General features: G+C 37.2%; 16 protein-coding genes and 2 pseudogenes. 13 read left to right on the plus strand and 5 right to left on the minus strand.

From position 1 onward, the window contains the following. Positions 1-348: 348 nt before the first annotated feature. From IGK53_RS01300 to IGK53_RS01310, 3 genes are read right to left on the minus strand one after another with little or no spacing between them, the layout of a single operon-like run. Positions 349-1,230, minus strand: coding sequence for an ROK family protein (locus IGK53_RS01300; protein WP_002292294.1), 882 nt, complete (start codon positions 1,228-1,230; stop codon positions 349-351). Between the two features lie 21 nt (positions 1,231-1,251). Continuing rightward, positions 1,252-2,235 (minus strand): LacI family DNA-binding transcriptional regulator, encoded by a 984-nt coding sequence (locus tag IGK53_RS01305; protein WP_002310605.1) that lies wholly within the window; start codon positions 2,233-2,235, stop codon positions 1,252-1,254. Between the two features lie 12 nt (positions 2,236-2,247). Beyond that, a complete protein-coding gene (locus IGK53_RS01310; RefSeq protein WP_002329685.1) occupies positions 2,248-3,726 on the minus strand; it encodes a sucrose-6-phosphate hydrolase in 1,479 nt (492 codons plus the stop codon). Positions 3,727-3,954: 228 nt separating this feature from the next. Between IGK53_RS01310 and IGK53_RS01315 the strand changes: the two genes are divergently transcribed. Together IGK53_RS01315 and IGK53_RS01320 are read left to right on the plus strand one after the other, a co-directional pair. Continuing rightward, on the plus strand, positions 3,955-5,910 hold the full coding sequence (locus IGK53_RS01315; protein WP_002292298.1) for a sucrose-specific PTS transporter subunit IIBC: 1,956 nt from the start codon (positions 3,955-3,957) through the stop codon (positions 5,908-5,910). Then, positions 5,900-7,495 (plus strand): glycoside hydrolase family 13 protein, encoded by a 1,596-nt coding sequence (locus IGK53_RS01320; protein ID WP_430604899.1) that lies wholly within the window; start codon positions 5,900-5,902, stop codon positions 7,493-7,495. Before IGK53_RS01315 ends, IGK53_RS01320 begins: the two co-directional genes overlap by 11 nt. Positions 7,496-7,689: 194 nt before the next feature. Here IGK53_RS01320 and IGK53_RS01325 read toward each other — a convergent pair whose 3' ends face one another. Next, positions 7,690-8,010: a PRD domain-containing protein gene (locus IGK53_RS01325; RefSeq protein ID WP_002329683.1), complete on the minus strand. Its 321-nt coding sequence runs from the start codon at positions 8,008-8,010 to the stop codon at positions 7,690-7,692. A gap of 300 nt (positions 8,011-8,310) precedes the next feature. On the opposite strand from IGK53_RS01325, the gene IGK53_RS01330 reads away from it, so the two are divergent. The 11 genes and pseudogenes from IGK53_RS01330 to IGK53_RS01380 all read left to right on the plus strand — a co-directional run bounded on the left by IGK53_RS01330 (position 8,311) and on the right by IGK53_RS01380 (position 18,915). Beyond that, a complete protein-coding gene (locus tag IGK53_RS01330; RefSeq protein ID WP_002329682.1) occupies positions 8,311-10,191 on the plus strand; it encodes a heavy metal translocating P-type ATPase in 1,881 nt (626 codons plus the stop codon). A 78-nt stretch (positions 10,192-10,269) separates the two neighbouring features. Next, entirely contained in the window at positions 10,270-10,497 is a 228-nt protein-coding gene (locus tag IGK53_RS01335; protein WP_002329681.1) for a heavy-metal-associated domain-containing protein, read from the plus strand. A 4-nt stretch (positions 10,498-10,501) separates the two neighbouring features. Then, positions 10,502-11,044 (plus strand): ferritin-like domain-containing protein, encoded by a 543-nt coding sequence (locus tag IGK53_RS01340; protein ID WP_002329680.1) that lies wholly within the window; start codon positions 10,502-10,504, stop codon positions 11,042-11,044. Positions 11,045-11,287: 243 nt separating this feature from the next. Beyond that, positions 11,288-12,007 (plus strand): DUF4767 domain-containing protein, encoded by a 720-nt coding sequence (locus IGK53_RS01345; RefSeq protein WP_025479011.1) that lies wholly within the window; start codon positions 11,288-11,290, stop codon positions 12,005-12,007. A 323-nt stretch (positions 12,008-12,330) separates the two neighbouring features. Further along, positions 12,331-13,551 (plus strand): serine/threonine transporter SstT, encoded by a 1,221-nt coding sequence (sstT, locus tag IGK53_RS01350; protein ID WP_033607444.1) that lies wholly within the window; start codon positions 12,331-12,333, stop codon positions 13,549-13,551. Between the two features lie 151 nt (positions 13,552-13,702). After that, on the plus strand, positions 13,703-14,338 hold the full coding sequence (locus tag IGK53_RS01355) for a DUF998 domain-containing protein (RefSeq protein WP_002329677.1): 636 nt from the start codon (positions 13,703-13,705) through the stop codon (positions 14,336-14,338). 219 nt (positions 14,339-14,557) lie between these two features. Next, positions 14,558-16,198 (plus strand): annotated as a pseudogene (locus tag IGK53_RS01360) (BglG family transcription antiterminator). After that, on the plus strand, positions 16,195-16,626 hold the full coding sequence (locus tag IGK53_RS01365) for a PTS sugar transporter subunit IIA (protein WP_002329674.1): 432 nt from the start codon (positions 16,195-16,197) through the stop codon (positions 16,624-16,626). Before IGK53_RS01360 ends, IGK53_RS01365 begins: the two are co-directional and overlap by 4 nt. Positions 16,627-16,638: 12 nt before the next feature. Then, positions 16,639-16,920 carry a PTS sugar transporter subunit IIB gene (locus IGK53_RS01370; RefSeq protein WP_002329673.1) on the plus strand — a complete coding sequence of 94 codons (282 nt, stop codon included), beginning with the start codon at positions 16,639-16,641 and terminating at the stop codon, positions 16,918-16,920. Positions 16,921-16,924: 4 nt separating this feature from the next. Then, positions 16,925-18,175: a PTS ascorbate transporter subunit IIC gene (locus IGK53_RS01375; RefSeq protein ID WP_002329672.1), complete on the plus strand. Its 1,251-nt coding sequence runs from the start codon at positions 16,925-16,927 to the stop codon at positions 18,173-18,175. Beyond that, a pseudogene (locus tag IGK53_RS01380) lies at positions 18,176-18,915 on the plus strand (sugar isomerase domain-containing protein). 133 nt (positions 18,916-19,048) lie between these two features. On the opposite strand, the gene IGK53_RS01385 reads toward IGK53_RS01380, so the two are convergent. Continuing rightward, positions 19,049-21,769 carry a YfhO family protein gene (locus tag IGK53_RS01385; RefSeq protein WP_430604902.1) on the minus strand — a complete coding sequence of 907 codons (2,721 nt, stop codon included), beginning with the start codon at positions 21,767-21,769 and terminating at the stop codon, positions 19,049-19,051. Positions 21,770-21,812 lie beyond the last annotated feature (43 nt).

The raw sequence follows: 21,812 nt of genomic DNA on the forward strand, positions 1-21,812 counted from the left end.
TTTAGAAAAGCTGTCAAGGCGAAGTTTAAATATCACAAAACTTAATTGGAAAAGATAATCAACTGGAACTTGCTAGCGTTGCAAGTTGAATAAAAAAACAACCAAGATTAGATTGTAGGAACTTGTAGAAGATCATAATTTGAAGTTAACAAAAGAATTCCACGACACCTCTACTCTGTTAAGTACAGGAAATAGAGAGTTAAGGGCAAGAAAAATAGGCGAGGATATCGGGTTGAAAGGCCGATTGTAGAACATAAGTTAATAGTAAATAAAAAGACGAAGAAATCTCGTCAAGTGGATTCTTCGTGTTTTTATTGATGAGATTGTTGTGACAACGTGCTTATTTTATTAGAAGATATCTTTTTCTGATTTTTCTAATGCTAAAGCTAAACACCCAATGATTCCAGCATCATCTCCTAATTTTGGAGGTAATACATAGTTTTCGAATGCTGGGTAGTCTACATAGTGATTCATCAAACCAACCAAAGCTTCTTGGACTCGTTCTCTCAGATGTGCTTGTTTCATTACGCCTCCGCCAAAGATGATGACATCAGGTGAAAATAGAAGAGTTGTGTTATAGACACATTGAGCGATGTAATAAGCTTCTAATTCCCAAGAAGGATCAGCGACAGACAACTCTTGACCTTTCATGCCTGTTCTTTGTTCGATTGCAGGTCCAGAAGCCATTCCTTCCAGGCAATCGCTATGATAAGGACAAACACCTTTAAAGGTATCCACAGGGTGTCGGCGCACAAGCATATGTCCCATTTCAGGGTGGCTGAAACCTTCTACAAAAGTGCCATTTTGCAAGGCACCGCCACCAATACCTGTTCCAATCGTATAGTAAACAATAGTGGAACGCCCTTTTCCATTCCCCGCGACATATTCTCCGTAAGCAGCTGCATTGACATCGGTGGTAAAGACAATCGGTAGTTCTTTTAAATTTTTATTTAAATAACCGATAAAATCAAAATTCTGCCAAGCTTTTTTTGGCGTAGAGGTGATATATCCGTATGTTGCTGAATTGGGATGAATATCAATCGGTCCAAAAGAACCTATTCCAATCGCTGCCAGTTGTTCTTGGTGTTTTTTGAAGAAATCAATAACGTTATTCATCGTTTCTATCGGCGTGGTTGTAGGGATTTGTATTCTTTCAATTACTTCTAAATCTTTCGTACCTACTGCGCAGACAAATTTTGTTCCGCCAGCTTCAATTGCTCCATATAACATAAAACATTTGCTCCTTTGCAGTTAAGTCGTTTTACCTTGAATCAGCTTTACTGGTAAAACGTAATGTGATTCCAGTGGTTTTTCAGCATCTTGGATTCTTTGCAGTAGCAAGTCTACAAGGATGTCGGCAATATCCGTTATTGGTTGAGCGATAGTAGACAGATGCGGAAAATAATTCTGGATAAATTTTGTTCCGTCATATCCAATGATTTTCAATTGCTCAGGGATGCGGATATCGAGCTCTTGACACAGATTGTATGCCAATACAGCTGTAAGATCATCTGTGCAAAAAATACTGTCAATCTCTTCATTTTGCAAAATCCGTTTGATTTCTAAATTTTTTAAAGCAGTGGAACGAGCAGTTGAATGGAATTGAAAAATCTGTGGTTCTAGCTGCTGCTCATCCATAAATTTCAAATAGCCGTTCATTCGGTCATTTGTGGGGGAGTTGGATTCTTGCGAGCCCGTCAAAATAGCGATTTTACGAGCTCCTTTTAGATAGAGATTTTCTGTCGCGAGATAACCGCCTCGGAAATTATCACTGCTGACGATTGGTGTTCCGTCTGCCAGATAGCGGTCAAAAGAGACGATTGGCAACTCAATATTTTCGTACTCCTGTATCCCGAGATTATGAGCGCCGGCGATGATGCCGTCCACTTTATTTGCTGCTAACATGTTGAGATAATTTCGTTCTTTTTCTTTATTATTAGCACTGTCACATAAGATCGAACGATAGCCTAAATCAAATAATTTACTTTCCAACTGTTCGACTAATTCGCCAAAAAACGGATTGGCGACTGTTGGGAAAATCAAGCCGATCAATTGGGTGTTTTTTCCTTGAAGTGAACGAGCTAACGAATTCGGCTGATAATTGAGTTCTTTCATTGCTTGATTCACTTTATCGATTGTTTTTTGACTTAAAGAACCATAATTATTTATCACTCTCGAGACAGTAGTAGGAGAGACTCCTGCTTTTTTTGCCACATCTGTCAATTTAACAGCCATTTTCTTCATCCTTTATTTGTTCATATTCCGCAGATGCCATAATTTCCCTTTAAATTCCCTGTCACTTTTTATATACAAGCCCGTTTGATCATCTGTCGGAAAGACACGGGCAGTTGCTGTTTGCTGTCCATCATTTACAAACACCTCTACAACGGAACGATCAACAAATATTTGTAATTTCAGCGGTTTCTTTTCAATTGAGAATTCACGTACAGTTCCAAAATTTTCAGCGAAAGATTTGCCGGCATGGCTGCGATCCATACTCATTTTACCATGTATCGTATCAAAGGATAGTGTTAAACCGTGTTTTTGTTGTTCATCTGCAAACAATAAAATAGTACCTTTCTGTGAGTAATCGAATTCTAACTGGAGTTCATATTGATTTATTTCCGCGTCAATAGTGGTTTCCAAACCGCTAAAGTGATAAGATTTTCCTTTTCGCAACTGCGCTGTTTCTTTCACCGGTCGTTGATAGAGCTGCTCTTTTTCAATAGTAAGTTCTTTTACGATGCTCAAGCAGTGTGCCCATCCTTCTTCGTCAGTTGGATAGCTGATTTCAGGCAACCCAATCCAACTGATTGCCAAGGTTCGTCCATTTTCATCACTGAAACAATGCGTCGCGTAAATGTCAAATCCTTCATCTATATTTTTTATGTGAGTAAGGTCGGAAAGCTCATTTTTTTCAAAATCAAATGTTTGACCGATCACGTAAGTATTCGGGTAAATATTACTGTATGAGTGGATCTCGTGAGATAAACCTTGTGGGCAGAAGACCAGTAGTGCTTTGCCGTTCACAAATAATAGATTTGGACACTCGATCATAAAACCCATTTCTTCCTCTGTAAAACCCAAAGTTCCTAAAAACTGCCAATTTTGAAGATCTTTACTGTAATAAGTTAGGATTCTTCCTTGTTTTTGTTCAGTTTGTGCTCCGACAATGAGCAAGTAACCGTCATCATAAGCAATCAGCTGAGGATCACGGATTTCTTGTGTATATCCCGGAGGTGGGGAGCTGATCAAAGGAGTCGGTATCTTAGTGATATTACCATTTTTGTCCATCCATGCCCCTAACTGGAAGGAATGACGTCCCCAATTCGAATCACGCACATTTCCGGTATATGCAAGGAACAGTTGATTATCAATCGGCAAAGCTGAACCTGAGTACACACCGTGACTGTCAAATGAATTATCCGGAATCAGTTTGAGGCCATCGTTTTTCCAATCTATCAGATTAACTGAGGAGAGATGGTACCAAGATTTCAGACCATGAACAGACCCCATCGGATATGCTTGATAAAATAGCTGCCATTTCCCGTCGAAATAGGAAAAACCATTCGGATCGTTCAATAAACCAGTAACTGGTTGTATATGGTAGCCTAAGCGCCAATGGGAAGAATTGATTTTTTTCTCTAAGGAATGCAAATGTTCTTCAGACCATTCTTTATATGGACGATAACGATCCGTTCGTGACCAATTTTCTTTAAGTTTCATGACAAACTCCTTGTAAACGTATTCTTGGAATTATAATATATTTTTTCTGGTAAAATGTCAAACGAATATCAAAATTAAATGGCTTATAAAAGCTATTTTTTTATATATAAAAAATTATTTTATTTAAAATTTGATAATCGATTGACAATTGTTTTAAATCATGGCATATTGTGCTTAAGAAAAATTTATAGTTACTGCTTCAATAATTTTGGATTAGGAGGAAATGAAATGGATTACAAAAAAGTAGCTGAAGAAATCAGCAAAGCGCTTGGAGAAGACAATGTACAAGCAGCTGCGCATTGTGCAACACGTTTACGGCTTGTCTTAAAAGATTCAGACAAAGTAGACCAGAAGGCTCTGGATGATAATGAAAGTGTGAAAGGAACTTTTGAAGCAAATGATCAATTTCAGATCATTATCGGAGCAGGTGATGTGAATAACGTATATGATGAATTCGTTAAGATCACCGGCGTAAAGGAAGCTTCAACCGACGATTTGAAAGCGGTAGCATCGAATAAGAAGAATAATCCTGTCATGGCCTTTATCAAGGTGTTGTCAGATATCTTCGTTCCGATTGTCCCTGCATTGGTTGCGGGTGGACTGTTGATGGCTCTGAATAATGTTTTGACGGCACAGGATTTGTTTGGTCCTCAGTCAGTGGTTGAGTTGTATCCATCAGTGAAAGATTTTGCTGGCATCATTAATTTACTTGCTTCAGCGCCGTTTGCTTTTTTGCCGATTTTGGTAGGTTTTTCAGCAACTCGACGTTTTGGAGGCAATCCGTATCTTGGAGCAGCAATGGGGATGGCGATGGTCATGCCGGATTTAGTGAATGGATACAGTGTGACGAATGCTATTGCAGAAGGATCGATGCCTTATTGGAATATTTTTGGAATGAATGTGGCACAAGCCGGTTATCAAGGATCTGTTCTTCCAGTCCTTGCAGTTTCTTGGATTTTAGCTACTTTAGAAAAATTCTTCCATAAACGGTTGGCTAATGCTTTCGACTACACATTTACTCCAATGCTAGCTATTATTATTACTGGTTTTTTAACTTTTACAGTAGTAGGGCCGGTGATGCGTACTGTCGGAGACGGCTTAGCTGATGGATTAAGCTGGTTATACAGTACTACTGGAGCTTTCGGCTTAGGTGTCTTTGGTTTCTTCTATTCGCCGATAGTCATTACCGGATTACATCAAAGCTTTCCAGCAATCGAGACTACTTTACTAGCAGATGTTGCCAGAACGGGTGGCTCTTTTATCTTTCCAGTTGCCTCAATGGCAAATGTAGCGCAAGGAGCGGCTGCTTTGGCGATTATGCTGCTGACAAAAAATAAAAAGCAAAAGAGTCTAGCTACCACTGCAGGTGTTTCCGCTATGTTGGGGATTACTGAGCCAGCGATATTCGGTGTGAATTTGAAACTGAAATTTCCGTTTATTTGTGGAATGATTGCTGCAGGAATTGCTTCATTCTTTATCGGCTTGTTCCACGTATTAGCAGTTGCGATGGGACCGGCAAGCGTCATTGGCTTTATTTCCATTGCACCTCGTTCGATTCCTTCATTCATGATCGGAATTGTTATCAGTATAGTGATCGGTTTTTTAAGCACTTACTTCTATGGAAAAAAACATATGGAACTGCTAGCAGATGGTGAATCAAAAGGAACAGAAGCAGCTGAGTCAATCAGTTCAGCTCCTAAAACGACTAGGAAACCGCAAGATGAAATTTTAGCTGCATCAGTCAGCGGGAAGATTCTCCCTTTAACGAAGGTAAAAGATCCAGTTTTTTCCACTGAAATGATGGGAAGAGGTATAGCAGTCAAACCAGATGACGGGGTAGTCCATGCTCCAGCAGATGGTATATTGACAGTTGTCCACGAATCTAAACATGCATATGGCTTGAAAACAGAGAAAGGAGCGGAAGTACTGATCCATATCGGTATCGATACAGTGAATCTAAAAGGGGCCGGATTCACGACACAGCGACAATATGGTGAATTAGTGAAAAAAGGGGATATTCTCGGTACATTTGATCGTAAATTGCTTAAAGAAGAAGGGTACGACGATACAATTATGGAAATTGTCACTAATTCCTCTGCATATGCTAATGTAAAAATTCTTGAAAAAAACACGGTCAAAAGTGGTGAAGATATTCTGATAGTGAGTGAAACAGATGAAAAATAAATGGTGGAAAAGTGCAGTAATCTATCAAATCTATCCTCGAAGTTTTCAAGATACAAATGGAGATGGCATTGGAGATATTCCTGGTATTCTTTCAAGATTAGATTATCTAGAAAACCTGGGAATCAATGCGATATGGTTAAGCCCGGTTTATGAATCACCTAATGATGATAATGGCTATGATATCAGTGACTACAGAAAAATAGGCGCAGAATATGGAACGATGGCAGATATGGATTTACTGATAAAAGAAGCACGACAAAGGGGAATAAGAGTCATCATGGATCTTGTTATCAATCATACGTCAGACAGACATCCATGGTTTCAATCGGCAAAAAAAAGTGTTACCAGTCCCTATCACGACTATTATGTTTGGCGTAAAGAACCGAATGGATTAGAGTCGAACTTCGGCGGTTCAGCATGGACCTATGTGCCCGAAGTGAATCAATATTATCTGCACTTGCATTCGAAAAAGCAGCCGGATTTGAATTGGCAAAATCCAAAGATGAGACAAGCAATCTATGACATGATGAATTTTTGGCTTGAGAAAGGGATTGGCGGATTTCGATTAGATGTCATTGATCTGATTGGAAAACAGCCGGAACAATCTATTACTAAAAATGGTCCTCTTTTACATAATTTATTGCAAGAAATGTACCAAAAAACATTTGGTCATTATGATGTAGTGACAGTGGGAGAGACTTGGGGGGCAACGCCCAAGATTGCGCAGCTGTATTCAAAAGAAGAACGCAAAGAATTATCAATGGTCTTTCAATTCGAGCATATTAATCTAGACAAACAGAATGGCAAGCGAAAATGGGATCTAAAGGATTTAGATCCACAGGAATTACATCGGACTTTTTCTAAATGGCAGATTGAATTAGGTGGTTGTGGTTGGAATTCTTTATTTTGGAATAATCATGATCTCCCACGAATCATTTCTCGCTGGGGGGACGATCAAGAATATCGAACAATCAGTGGAAAAATGCTAGCGATATACCTCCATTTTATGCAAGGTACTCCTTATATCTATCAAGGAGAAGAGATCGGCATGATCAATTATCCAGTAAAGAGTATTGATGAGGTAGATGATATTGAAAGCCAAAGAATGTATGCAGAACGTATAAAAAAAGGCTATTCGAAGGAAGAGTTGATCCAATCAATCAACTCGAAGGGGCGAGATAATGCTCGCCATCCGATGCAATGGAACAATCACAAAAATGGTGGCTTTACGGAAGGCACTCCTTGGTTGCCAGTGGGGAATACAGAAGAGATCAATGTAGAAGCAGCATTAGCTGCTCAAGATTCCTTGTTTTATACGTATCAAAAACTGATCGAATTGCGCAAAGAATTACCTGTGATTGTCTATGGGAAATATCAAGTCATTGAGACAGAGGAACCGAATGTTTTAGCATATCTACGCAGTTTAAAAAAACAAAAAATACTAGTTGTAGTTAATTTTTCTGATCAAAAGACTACTTTTCCAATCGGTAAGTATCGTGTCAAACAAGTCTTGATCCAAAATTACAAAAAGAAAATTACTAACAATTTACTCCCATATGAAGCTTTTAGCGCGCTGATCTATTAAGTGGTTTTTTCTATAGATGAATCTTTGTTATGAGGTAGATAGTTCAATGAAACAGTTATTCGATTTGTTTATAGAAAACAATTTAATCAGCAAAAAGGGGGACAAACTTTTAATTGTCTCCCTTTAATTGTTAGGATGGAATATTATCACTCTTAAACAATAAGTTAAAAAAATACTCGTTTACATAAAAAAGATTATTTAGATGCGATAATATCATAGATAAAGAAACATTCATCATAAGAAACAGTGATCCCAAATTCTGTTTCAATATTTTTGAAGGCCTTTTTTGCATGAAAAATTGTTTCATGAGAAGGTCTTGTGTCATCTTCTGATATAATTTTAAGTTCATGACCGTTTATCAATGTACGCTCAATTAGACACGCTGTATGAATCAAAAGTTTTAAAAGAATGGAATGAGTGAATTTTTTGTGGAAAGTACATTCCAATTCTTGGATAAAATCCATTAAGCTTTTTTGGATCTTATTCCCAGCTAATAAGTAGAGATATTTGTCCACTGCTTCAATTCCCATATCAAAAAACGATATTTCTTGTGAATGAGTGGCTGCTGCCCTTTTTTGATTGTTGTTCTTCAGTCGTAAGATGACAAAGCATCTTATCTTTGAATAAAAAAATAGAACTACCTAAGGAAGCGTTTCGGCGCTTCCTTTTTCTATATGATCGTTTAATGACTGTAGGAATTCAGTATACCAAAAGAAAACCACCTTTTTGACTAAACTTGATAGTGGTCAATTTTTTATGATGGATAAGTATCTATACTTAGTCTCGTAAGAACGAAAAGGAAAAGAGGGAGAAAGATGAAATTTCAAAAGTGGATCCAAGAGCATCGAAATCATATCACCGCCTTATCAGCTGTGTTGATTATTTTTGGTTTTATCGGAAAATTTACTGGATTTGTCTTGTTCTATAACATTGCTCTAGCCATAGCTTCTATTATTGCGGTCATACCTATTATGATCCATGCGTATCAGGCAGTAAAAGTCAAAGTTATCTCAATTGATTTACTCGTTACTATTGCTGTGCTTGGTGCCTTTATGATCGGAGAATACAAGGAGTCAGCTATCGTTACATTCTTGTTTTTGTTTGGTAGCTATCTGGAACAAAAAACATTGACCAAAACGCGGGAATCAATCAAGGCTTTGACCGAGATGGCCCCATCGACTGCTAGCGTTGTCCAAGAAGATGGAACGACCGAAGAAGTGGAAATCGATGACGTGGAAGAAGGCGATATCGTCTTAGTAAAAACTGGTGGAGCTATTCCTGTGGACGGTCGAGTCATTGACGGGAAAGGGTATGCGGATGAAGCCGCAGTGACGGGTGAATCACGACAAGTCGTCAAAATCAGTGGAGATGACGTATTTTCTGGAACGATTTTAGCAGATGGCTACGTGACGATTGAAGCAACTAAGGTCGGAGATGATACGACCTTTGCCAAAATTATCGAATTAGTCGAAGAAGCACAAGATACCAAATCACATGCGGAAAAATTCATTGATCGTTTTTCTCAGTATTATACTCCAACCGTTTTACTTATTGCGTTGCTTGTTGGTCTGATCAGTCGTGATTTTCGTTTAGCCATCACTGTTTTGGTTCTTGGTTGTCCTGGCGCTTTAGTCATTGGTGCGCCTGTTTCGAATGTAGCAGGAATCGGTAATGGAGCGAAACGTGGCATCTTAGTAAAAGGCGGTGAAGCAATGGATACTTTTTCCAAAACTGATACTTTTGTCTTTGATAAAACCGGTACATTGACCAAAGGAACTCCTGCTGTATCCACTATCAAGAACTATACAGAGGATGAAGGGGACAGCTTAGCTTTAGTGGCTCGATTAGAAACGTTATCCGATCATCCTCTGGGGCGCGCCGTGATCCATTATGCTCAGGAGAAAGACCTTGATTTTCAACAATTAGCAGTCAAAGATAATCAGACGATCAAGGGACAAGGAATCACAGCTGAGATTGATGGTCATACAGTTTGTGCGGGCAACACCAAATTGATTGCCGCTCACAAACTTTCTCTCACACCAAAGCAAGTACAAGATTTACATCAATTACAACAAACAGGCAGCTCGGTCATTATTGTAGTAATCGACAAAAAAATCACTCAAATCATTGGTGTGTCAGATGTGATTCGACCAGAAGTCGCTGAACAATTAGCTATGTTGAAACAAGCAGGAGCAAAACATTTAGTGATGCTGACAGGTGATAATCAGATGACTGCTGATTATGTAGCTGATATGTTAGGCATTGATGAAGTCCATGCTGAATTATTACCAGATGAAAAGGTTCAATTTGTGAAAAAATACCAAGAACAAGGATTGCGCGTTGCTTTTATTGGAGATGGAATCAATGATTCTCCCTCTTTGGCTGCGGCTGATATCGGGATTGCTATGGGATCAGGAACGGATGTCGCTATCGAAACGAGTGACGTTGTCTTGATGCAATCTAGTTTTGGATCGTTGGTTCATGCTTACCGTTTGGCTAAGAAAACTGTTTTGAATACCCGTGAAAATGTAGTGATTGCCATTGGTGTCGTCTTATTTTTACTCATCGGCTTATTTGCCGGGTTTATTTACATGGCTAGTGGGATGTTCGTTCACGAAGCTAGTATCTTGATCGTTATCTTTAACGCGATGCGTTTATTGTATTTTGGACACGAAAGCAAAGAAGAAAAATCGTAAAACTTGATAAGAATCAATTTTTTTATGGAAGCTGTAATCTAGAATAAGACTATCAAGAAAAAGGAAGGAAGAACTACGATGAAAAAAATGATTATGCAATTAGATACACTAGCTTGTCCAAGCTGTATGCAAAAAATCGAACATGCGGTTTCTCAACAGCCTGGGGTAAGCAATACGAAAGTTTTGTTTAATGCGAGCAAAATCAAAGCAAACTTTGATCCAGAGGAAGTCCACCCTGAACAATTAGCTGCAGTTGTGGAAAAATTAGGTTATGAAGTCCAATCAACAAAAGTAAAAGAGGCGTAAATCAATGAATATAGTGGAAGAAAAATTTGCTCAAGAAACAAAACAAGCAGATATCGACCATCATAAACCAACTGCTGGCGCCATGGTGGGGCATGTATTAGCAAATTTTAAATTAGAAGAAATGAAATTGATCCAAGCACAATTGTATGTTTTGGGTACATCTTCGCAAGAATTAAGTACCCTTTTTTCAGAATATGCTGATCAAGAAGCGAGATGGTTCAATGAAATCTCTCATGAGTTAGTGATTGAGAATGAAATCGTTCCGTCTACTTTAGAAGAAGTCATGCGTTATGGAAAAATTTACGAACATGGTCAAAACAAATATTTACCAGCCTCAACAATGTTGGAAAACTTTGCAAAAGATTTTGATTTCCAAAATGTCTTTATCACACGGGCAATCAAGTTAGCTGAAAAAGAAGAAAAATATGGCTTGCAACAATTACTCGTTGAACTTTTAAGTTTCAATAAAGAAATCATCTACCAAGTACAAAGACTCCAAGGAAAAACTGTCCGTCAAGATTTGGATGAGGAAGACGATGATGACTAAAAGTCTATGTTTCTTCAAATACAAATATAAAGCGTGAGAAAAGCGGGAAAAAACACGAAGTTTTTGTCTTAAAAATAAAATAAAAAGAAGCACCCGCTGATGTTGTCTATAAGACATCAGCGGGTGCTTCTTAGTTTTTAAATGGTTTAAAAGATGGATGAGAAAATACAAAAAATCAATAAAATCACATTGCTTATTTGATAGAATAAAGAAGTGGGGGAGTAATCGAAAGGGGTTTTTTAATTGAAAAAAAGGATTTTATTAACAATGGGTCTAGCTTTTTTGTTAGCTGGTTGTACCAACGGGAATGAACCAAGAAAAGAATCAACAAAAGAAACAGCGAAAACAACAATTGCAACTACTACAACAACTAGCACAGAGAGCAAGTCAACTGCAACAAGTACAGAAACAGCAGATACCTCTACTTCATCAGAGTCTTCCAAAACGACTGAAACAACTCAAACATCTACTTCAAGTTCTTCTGTAGAGGCTTCATCTTCCTCTTCAGAAAGCAGCGAACAAGTCGAACAAACACTGTGGAATGCAGACAAAGCCGCACAATTAGAGGCATTTATGACCACATGGGGCCAAACAATGGGACAACAATACAAAAGTTATACGAATCAAATGAGTGTGGACTTATATGGTCTTAAAGTCCCTCAAGCTATTTTGAACGGGGAGTGGAAGATGGCTATTGGTGGAGTGCCAGTTTCTGCAGAATGGTCAGAAAGCGGGACAGGTCAAGCAGATTATCAAATCACGGCCGTCTATTCCGATGCAGAGACAGAACCATATCTGAAAAAGCACGTCTATCTATTCGGGTTTCAGCAAAATCAGCCAAAAGTATTGGTGACACAACAAAATCAGGGGAATCCCGATAATTATCTTTACTTCAACGAGACAGCGAATAATGAATTGAAAAATGGCTTTAATCAAATCGTTTATGGGCAAGTAAACCAGTGAGAGAAAGAAGAGACACAGTGGAAAATATTAATTGATTGCTATGACTAAGAATTAAGATGAAGGATGAAATTTCTAGTTTCGTCCTTCATCTTAGTTACGTTTTACTTGGATAACTTTAATAATAACGATAAATAGTTTTCTCTCGACTTCTTTAGAGATTGAATAAACCCTCCAATACTAAAATTGAATGTTGCAAGAGCATGAATTGCCAATTGTATTATTAGAATTTTTAGAAAATTGCACCTTTAGTTTCTTTAGATAAAATGATACAATGATTGGTAAAATTGTGAAAGGGTGGTCATTTGTTAGAGAAGTTTTTGGATATGTCGTTAGTTCAACGTATTGTTGTTGGTATTTTAGTCGGAATATTGTTTGGTATCTTTTTCCCCACGTGGACATTTATTTCAATATTGGGTACGTTGTTTGTCAGTTGCTTGAAAGCAATTGCACCTCTTCTAGTTTTTTTCTTGACGATGGCTTCAATTGCCAAACATAAAATAGGAAATAAGACATTTGTGAAGCCTATTTTAGTCTTATATTTAGTAGGAACATTGCTTTCGGCACTTGTAGCAGTGATTATAAGTTCAATTTTTACTGTTCCTATTACTTTACAAGAAACAGTATCTGAACAAGCACCGCAAAATTTGGAAAGTGTTTTATCTACGATGTTGACAAATGTCACACAAAATCCTGTTCAATCGCTCATTGATGCGAATTATCTTGGCGTCTTATTCTGGGCTGTGTTGTTAGGTCTGGCTTTTCGAGCACGTTCAGAATCGACAAAAGAATTGGTGGATCAAATATCTGTAGCATTATCACAAGTCGTACAAGTGATTATTGCATTCGCTCCGATAGGGATTTTAGGATTGGTTTATCAATCGATTGCCACGACTGGAATCGCTGGATTGGCAGAGTATCTGCAGCTTTTACTTGTGTTGATTGGCACGATGCTGTTTGTCGCATTAGTTGTGTACCCGTTCCTCGCGTTTTTGTTTATTAAAGAAAACCCCTATCCATTGATTCTTTTTTGTTTGAAAGAAAGTGCGCTTCCCGCTTTCTTTACCCGAAGTTCTGCCGCAAATATCCCGATAAACATGATGCTGGCTGAAAAATTGAAATTGACGAAAGAGTCTTATTCCATATCGATCCCATTAGGTGCTACGATCAATATGGGCGGTGCTGCGATTACCATTTCCGTGATGTCATTGACGGCTGTACATTCCTTAGGGATTGAAGCACCATTTGTTTTGAAAGTCCTTTTATGTATTTTGTCTGCTTTAGCTGCTTGTGGGGCTTCAGGTGTTGCGGGCGGTTCACTGTTATTGATTCCATTAGCATGTAGTTTGTTTGGTATCTCTAATGATGTTGCGATGCAAATCGTCGGTATCGGATTTATTATCGGTGTTATCCAAGATTCAATGGAAACTGCCTTAAATTCGTCAAGTGATCTGTTGTTTACTGCAATAGGAGAATTAGGCGCGCGTAAAAGAAGTGGAGAAAAAATCAAATTGAAAGATCGATTAGATGGGTTAAATGAACGTTGAATATTAGATATTTAGGGATGAACCTTAAGACGATTCAAATTTTTAATGAGTTATATAGATGTACGTGTAAAATAGAGGTTCCTGTTAAATCGAGATAAAGTCGTTTATAATAACAATTAAAAGCATAGGTAATTGTTATTGGAGGCGCATCATGGATTTTTTACGTAAATTTGGTTTCTTCTTTTTATTATTAGGCGTGTTGAGTGATTTTTTGACTCCGTACGTATTAGGATTGTATTATCCTGAATTAAATCAAATGAAGAGTGTGATCAGTGTATTTGGAGAGGTTTCCAGTCCTGTAAGAAAGGCGTTTCTTATTTGGTCAGTGGTTTCAGGGATTTTATTCATCCTGTCATCGCCTGCATTGTATGCTGCATTTGCAAGTACATCTCGTGTGTTAGCTACCCTAGTTACAGCATCTATCGGTTTCTATGGTATAGGTGATTGTATCTTCACAGGTTTGTTCAGTATCAATACCCATGAGTCTTCGTGGAATGTCTCGACATGGGTCCATAATATCGGATCAGGTTTAGGTTATAGTGGTTTTTTATTGTTTCCAGTTCTTCTTTTCTTGATCTATCGAAAAAATGGGCAAATGGACGTAAGCCACTTATACCTTGGGCTGTCTGTAATCAGTTTGCTTTTTGCGGCGATTTATGGTCTGGCAAGAATTCCTTCTATAAATTCTTGGCCATTACTGAATAAAATAGGATTTTGCCAAAGAATCAGTTTTTTCTTTAATTATGTGCCCATTGCCTGGTTGAGTATCTTACGTCTCAAACAGTAAAACTTGAGCCATCAAATTGAACAGTCAGCGGACATTTCGTCCGTTGGCTGTTTTTTTGTTTTTCTGAAATATAGTTCCATAATTTTCTTGTAGAGCTTCTGTTTTAGCGTATATTAACTGAGAAAGAGTAGTGTATGATTTCTCAGGTTATTTTAATCTTTTATTTGGTCTAGTTCTCCTTATAAGAAAAAATTATAGTGAATATAGAAGGTGATGGAAATGAGTGTAATACAATATCAAGAAAGCAAACTACGAAGAGTAGCGATCCTGAACAGACTGTCCAATTTCGAGCATGTAAGTTACCAGCAACTTTCTGAAGAATATTATGTTTCCAGAAGCAGTATCGCAAATGATATTTCTTACATCAAATATGTATTTGCGAAAGAAGGATTGAATCTCAGTTTTGATCGTTTCGGGACATATTTTGAAGGAAATGAAATACAGGTTCAGAAGGTACTGAAGCGTATGATCCTGAATCATTTTGATGAATTGGAGATCGTAAGAGAAATAGTGGATCGAAAGCTTCTAGCAATAGTCGAACGATCTTTTCACGAGAGCATTGCAGACAAGCAAATTGAGATACCAGAAAGCTACTTTTCAAGTATCATCGTTTCGATCTTATTGATGATTCAGCGTTCAAGAGAAGGGAAGAAAATCAGCTTAAAAGGTAAAAATCAATATGGAAAGTATTTTTTAGAATTCAATAAATATCCCCTCGTTTGTTAATTGCTGTATCAGTTAGAGGAACAGCGTATTTACCAATTTTCGCAAGAAGAAGTACAGTATCTGACTTATGTTATTGTGGGAAGTGGTTTACGCTTTTTCATGAAAAATGAAACGATCCCTTTAGTATTTCGAGAAAAAATCCGGCAATTGATCCAAAAAGTGAGTAGAGGCATTCAGATAGATCTTACCCAAGATAGTCGTTTAGAAGAAGATCTGCTTGTCCATCTGTATCAGCTGCTTTTACGTATTGAGGCTCAAACGACCATCGTAAATCCTTTGATAAATGAGATAAAACAAAATTATCCTTCTTTGTATGGTGTTGTCTGGTTTGCGTTAAATGATTTTCGCTGGCCTTATCAAGTAAGCTTGTCCGAAGATGAAGTAGGTTTTGTAGCTATCCATTTCCAAGCAGCAATCGAGCGTGTCAAACGATTAAATAGACTCTTATTCGTATGTCCCAATGGCATGGGAACCAGTTCATTTGTTTCTGCAAAAATCAGAAGAATCTTACCTGATATCGATAGTATCGAAACAGCATCTGTCGATAAATTGAACAGACTAGATTTGTTTGACGTAGATTTGATTATCTCCACTGTCGATATACCTAAACAAATTAGACCAGTAGTAAGAATCTCACCAATGGTTACTGCTAGAGATATGAAACGTATCATGAATCATTATATCGATCTGGTCATAGATAACGAACAAATAAACATCGAAGGCTCGATAGCTGAAAAAGTGAAAACTCTTATTTCTTCTAATGTCTATTTTGATCACTTTGATTCAAAAGAAGCTGCTATCCGTTTTTTGGTTGATCAGCAACAGTTTGAGAATGAAGATTCGAAACAGCGATTTCTCCACTCTATTTTTGAGCGTGAGGAAATCCAATCAACATACTTGGAGAATGGTTTTGCTATTCCTCATGGCAATCCTAATGTCGTTAAACAAACTTCGGTTGCTGTATTGATAGCAGACAAGCCATTTTCATGGGGATATCAAAAGGCAGATATCGTTGTTCTGCTAATGATCCGAGAAGAAGATGTGAAAGAAGTCGAACCTGTGATGAAAATGGTCATGCAAGGAATAGAGGATAAAAATTGGTTTATTTCAAAAATGTTGGAGGTCAGAGAATGAGTAGTATCAATAAATTGCTACCGAAAAATCAAATCCAAGTAATAGAAACGGCTGAAAATTGGATGAAAGCAGTCGAAATTGCTAGTAATCCATTATTAAAAAACAAAATGATAACGCATACGTATTTAGAAAACATGATCAGAAGTGTAGAGGAAAATGGACCATATATGGTGTTGGCTGATTATTTTGCGCTGATGCACGCAAAACCAGGTCTTGGAGTAAACGAGCAAAGTATGAGTCTTTTAGTCGTAAAAGATGCTGTAGATATGAAAGGGAAACCAATCCATATTTTTTTGGTTTTAGCTGCCAAAAACCACGAAAGCCATCTGGAGAGATTAAAAGATATCATGGAAATATTTATGGACAATGAAAAATATCAAACGATTTTATCAGGAAATAAAGAAACAATCATTCAGTTATTTGCATAAGGAGGAAGAAAAATGAAAATTTTAGCAGTATGTGGATTTGGTGTGGGGAGTTCTATGGTTTTGAAAATGTCTCTTGATAAAGTAATTAAGGAGCTTGGTTTAAAGGTGACAGTGGAAAATACAGATTTATCCACTGCCAAAGCAACGATGGCAGATGTTTATTTTACAAGTCATGAATTACTTCCAGAACTAAAAGCTTCTGTAAAAGCGCCTGTTTATCCTATTAAAAAGTATATGGATACTTCAGAAATAAAGGCGCAATTGGAACAATATCTAGCTGATAAGGGGGAATAAAAGAATGAATTTCATTAGTGAACACATCTTGAAGAATCCGCCCGTCTTGCTAGGTTTGATTGCGATGCTCGGGCTGATCATCCAGCGAAAATCATTTTCAGAAACGGTTAAGGGAGCTTTGACCGCTGCATTTGGTATGGTTGCTTTGACCGCCGGTGTCAATATGCTGGTCGGAACGATTTCTCCAATCAATATAGCTGTCCAAACACAGTTGGGTGTAGAAGTGACAGAAGGACTATCTGATGTGACGTTTACTGCAGAATATGGCGGAACGGTCGGATTAGCTATGTTTTTAGGATTGGTTATCCATTTATTGATTGCTCGGTTTACACCTGTGAAGACGATCTTTTTAACAGGTCATATGCTTTGGTGGTTTCCTTTCGTATTTGTAGCAGCTGGTGTGGAAGCAGGACTGTCAGGGGGAGCATTGATTGGAATCAGCGGGATTTTATCGGCTTGTTATTGGTCTTTCATGCCGTGGATCATGCGCAAATATGTCTGGGATGCTACGGGAGATGATTCTTTCCTGATTGGTCATCCAACGGGTGTTTTGTCTTTAGTTTCGGGATTTGTAGCAAAACGAGTAGGAAATAAAGAAAAATCGACAGAAGATATCAAAGTACCTGAGAATCTTTCATTTTTCCGAGAAATCTCAATTACAGGTGCACTAGTCATGTTCTTGATGAATACCGTAGTTGGGATCATCGCACCTGTTTTGATACCAGAAGGGGATAATCTCCTGATGTTTTCGATTGAAGCAGGGTTGAATTTTGGTGCAGGACTACTCATTATGCTATATGGTGTCCGACTACTGATCAATCAAATCATTCCAGCATTTCAAGGGATTGCAGAAAAAGTCGTACCGGGAGCGAAACCAGCATTTGATGTGCCTATTTTATTCAATTATCGACCAAATGCAGTGATTATCGGTTTTATCGTGGCAATGATCACTTCTACGATTTTAGTTGTTTTGGCTAATTCATTCCATCTATTCGGTGTGTTGCTTGTGCCATTAGTAATCACAAGTTTCTTTGAATGTGGTGGTGCAGCAGTCATCGGTGAAGGTCAAGGTGGCTTTCGTGGAGCGGTTGTCGGAACAATCGCAGCTTCATTTGTCATGGTCGTATTAGCTGGTTTTTCAGCTATTGTTTTTAGTACGACGATCCAAAGCTGGATATTGATTTTCGGCGGAAACGATTTGTCGTTATGGGGAATGATCGGTAGAGGATTCAGCGGTTTGTTTGGAGGGTTCTAGATGTTCAAATATATGGATAAAATCAAACAGTTATTAGATTTGGTTGAAAAGGAAGAAAAAAGTCAATCAAAGAAGCAATCGATGTATTGACCCAAGCGAATCTGCAAAAACGTTCGGTCTATATTTTTGGTGCTAGTCATGCTGGTATCTTAGCGGAAGAGATGTATTATCGGGCTGGTGGGATGATGACCATCAATGCTATCTTTGGACGAGAAGTGATGCTAGATCGTTCCCCTATCACCTTTACCAGTCAAATGGAACGTTTAGAAGGATATGGAACGAATTTAGCAAAAACAGTTTCATTTAAAGATCAAGATGTATTGATCCTTCACTCGGTATCGGGAAGAAACCCAATCATTATTGATTTAGCGTTAGCTGCAAAAGCGAAGGGCGTAAAAATCATTAGTTTGACGAATGTCCAATATTCACGATCGGTGACTAGTCGTCATTCATCAGGGAAACGATTGTTTGAGGTTTCTGATATAGTTATCGATAACCATGGGGATATAGGAGATGCTTGCTGTGAGCTGACAGGTATCGTACAAAAAGCTGGTCCTTCCTCTACTGTAATCGGTGCAGCCATCCTCAATACGATCATCGTGGAAGTTTGCGAACAGCTTATTGCAAATGGGATAAAACATCCTCCTATATTTTATTCGGCGAATTTAGATGGGGGCGATCTGCGAAACGCGGAATTATATGAGGAATATAAAGAAGTGATTCATTATGAATTCATGTAATTCATAATGGCAATTTATCTTTTAGAATATAAGTGAAATAAAAGGGCTGCGACAAAAGTATTGTCACAGTCCCTTATTTCGAACAAAGGGTGTTCCAGAAGTATCTTTCGGAAATAAACCCAAATTTCTTGAATTATTTAAAAGAAAATCGTTTTTTCAAGATAATAGTGAATAAGAAGATGATCCATCCAACGATAGTGAGTATCCAACCTGTCGTTAAACCAGGTGTATGATAGATCAGTTTGATTTGATGATTACCTGGATTGAGGAGTAATCCTGTATACATATAATTCGATTGGATAATTGGTATTTTCTTTCCGTTATCATAAGCAGTCCATCCTTTTTCATAAGGGATGGTTAATAAAAGCAATTTTTCTTTTTCCAGATTTAGTTCACCAGATACTTCATTTGCCGAAAAATGAACATCCTGAAGTGTGTTTTCCCTTAATTTAGCTATTTCCGTACTTAATTGACTATAGTCACGCGTATATAACTCAATAGAATCAAATGTATAGACTCCTTGATTTCTAAAGCTGACTTGAATAGTTTGATTAGGTTGCACTGCCCCTAAATTAAGTAAGGAATTTTTGATCCCTACGTACCATCCTTGATATTGATTTCGAAAATTAAATTCTTTTGACAGTTGTCCATAAGTTACTTTTAAATACGTGGCGGTCTCAGTTGGAAGAAATAATCCTGGTTGTGTATTAGGATAATTTATTCCCTTAAACCGTAGAAACAAATAATTGTTTGTCAAATCAGATGGAGCATCTACAGAAAACGTAACAGTTGCATTGTTCTTAGAAACGATATACTGATTTCCTTTTATCTCTACTCCATCCGTTTGCTGTATATGATCGTTCAGTTTTTTGATTCCTTTATCGGTAATAGGATTTTTCTTTAGACCAGAGATATCTTTATTTATAATAACGCTTTTTGTCATACTATCCATAATAGCTAATGAACTAGTTTGAGTATCATTTTGTTTGATATAGGAATCGTACGTATAGCCAAAAGGTAGGAAATTTGTATTCTGATAGATTTCTACATCTTGACCATTTTTATTGATTGTTTGTAAATAAGTATAACCAAAAGGAATATCTTGATTAGTGTCAGTTTTTAGTTTTGCGTAATATTTGCTATTTGCTAAAGTGCCTAATTCTGCACGACTATCTAGCCCATAATATTCATAGTCACTGTTGATATTGTTCTCAATAGACTTATTGAAGGAAAAAATATTTTTATTTGCTAAACTAAAATAAAAATTCGTACTATTTATTCCCCTTAACAAAGCATTGTTTTCTTCGGAACGAGGATTTCCAGTTTTAGACAATTCATACCGAGACCAGTCAGTATCTTTATTGATAATATCTGAGATAGCTGAACTTTTTGGTGCCCAATAATCATTTTCTACGATATTTTTATCAGTATAACTGTTAATAATAAGGGGATTGATTTTGACATTTGTTTGAAAGGCTCCATAAACTAGAGCATTCAAAAATACCAGTATACTCAACGCGATTTTTGTTTTTTTCGAATTAGCAAACAATAAAAAGATAGTTGAATAGAGCAACAGGAAGATCAAACCGATATAAGGCTGTACATTTCGCTTATAGTTTGCAAAAGCGAAAAGGATAAAGAAAAAGAAAACAATAGAAGAAATATGCACAAACCGTTTTCTTTTTGATAAATCAGTTGCGGATTCAACTAAAACAGGTAAGTATTTTGCTGTTAGAAAAGCCCAAAAGAATGCATAACCAAACATCCAACGATTCGTGCTATAAGAGAATCCGTTGAAAAGACTACCAAAAAATGGAAAGAATAAGAAAATAGTCAACAAGCTAATGGCTAAAAGATCAAGTCTTGCAAAATTATTTTTTTGCTTAGAACGATATAAAATAACAGATAATACAAAAATGATGATTGGGAAAAAGGCTGTGACAGTTGAGGCTTCTCCTCCGTAAACTGGTGAAATAAAGTTTTTCACAAAATTCAAATAAAATGATTTCGTGTAAAAAGGTAAGAGCGTTGAATGAATCTCCCCGCGTCCAGCATTGAAAAATTGATTAATTACGGGAATGAAAATAACGGAGCCCATCATTATTCCTAATACGTAACTACCAATAGATTTGAATAACAGAGAAAACAACACTTTATAGTCTTTTAAAGTATAAAGTTCAAAATATCTGTAAACAGCGTATAAAAAGATTAAGATAGAAAGCATATAAAAGAAATAAAAGTTGCTGATAACAGAAATGAAAATCATAAACGTAAAGAGTTTATATCCTCTTTTCTCGAAGATATACTCAAGCCCCAAACATAGCAATGGTAGATAAATCATCGGATTGATGAAGTAAGGGTGTTTCCAAGCAGAACTTAGTACGAAACCAGAGAATACATAAATGAATGTGGCGATAAAAGTTTGATAGTTGGCCATTTTCTTATGTCGAAGAAAGATCGATATAGAGATTCCGGAAAAGAAAATGCGTAACATGATTGCTAATGAAAAGGCAAATTCTGCATACTTTGGTTTAGCAAATACTGCTAACAGTGAAAAAGGATCACCAATGATATAGTAATGTAATGTTCCTAAAATATCTTGACCATAACCAATACTAAAATCATAAGTTGGGATAGAAAAATTATGATCAATCAAAATATTTTTGATTATTTCCCGAATGTATTCGCCAAAATAAACAAATGAAACAAAGTGTTGGGATTGACCATCCCATAGCTCAACAGGGGCTTTTCCAGCAATAGGCCACCACATATAAAGACTAACGATAACGACCCATAAGCAGATGCTTAAAATAGAATAGTAAGTGAAAGCATCTTTTTTTAACAGTTTTTTCAAAACAAGTTCCTCCGATAATAGATTAAAGAATATATATCAAGTA

This window comes from Enterococcus sp. DIV1224 (assembly GCF_050555455.1).
GTDB lineage: Bacteria > Bacillota > Bacilli > Lactobacillales > Enterococcaceae > Enterococcus_B > Enterococcus_B lactis.

Coding starts and splice junctions, on each gene's coding strand:
- IGK53_RS01300 (WP_002292294.1), bottom strand. CDS start 1,230: ATGTTATATGGAGCAATTGAAGCTGGCGGAACAAAATTTGTCTGCGCA.
- IGK53_RS01305 (WP_002310605.1), bottom strand. CDS start 2,235: ATGGCTGTTAAATTGACAGATGTGGCAAAAAAAGCAGGAGTCTCTCCT.
- IGK53_RS01310 (WP_002329685.1), bottom strand. CDS start 3,726: ATGAAACTTAAAGAAAATTGGTCACGAACGGATCGTTATCGTCCATAT.
- IGK53_RS01315 (WP_002292298.1), top strand. CDS start 3,955: ATGGATTACAAAAAAGTAGCTGAAGAAATCAGCAAAGCGCTTGGAGAA.
- IGK53_RS01320 (WP_430604899.1), top strand. CDS start 5,900: ATGAAAAATAAATGGTGGAAAAGTGCAGTAATCTATCAAATCTATCCT.
- IGK53_RS01330 (WP_002329682.1), top strand. CDS start 8,311: ATGAAATTTCAAAAGTGGATCCAAGAGCATCGAAATCATATCACCGCC.
- IGK53_RS01335 (WP_002329681.1), top strand. CDS start 10,270: ATGAAAAAAATGATTATGCAATTAGATACACTAGCTTGTCCAAGCTGT.
- IGK53_RS01340 (WP_002329680.1), top strand. CDS start 10,502: ATGAATATAGTGGAAGAAAAATTTGCTCAAGAAACAAAACAAGCAGAT.
- sstT (WP_033607444.1), top strand. CDS start 12,331: ATGTCGTTAGTTCAACGTATTGTTGTTGGTATTTTAGTCGGAATATTG.
- IGK53_RS01355 (WP_002329677.1), top strand. CDS start 13,703: ATGGATTTTTTACGTAAATTTGGTTTCTTCTTTTTATTATTAGGCGTG.
- IGK53_RS01365 (WP_002329674.1), top strand. CDS start 16,195: ATGAGTAGTATCAATAAATTGCTACCGAAAAATCAAATCCAAGTAATA.
- IGK53_RS01370 (WP_002329673.1), top strand. CDS start 16,639: ATGAAAATTTTAGCAGTATGTGGATTTGGTGTGGGGAGTTCTATGGTT.
- IGK53_RS01375 (WP_002329672.1), top strand. CDS start 16,925: ATGAATTTCATTAGTGAACACATCTTGAAGAATCCGCCCGTCTTGCTA.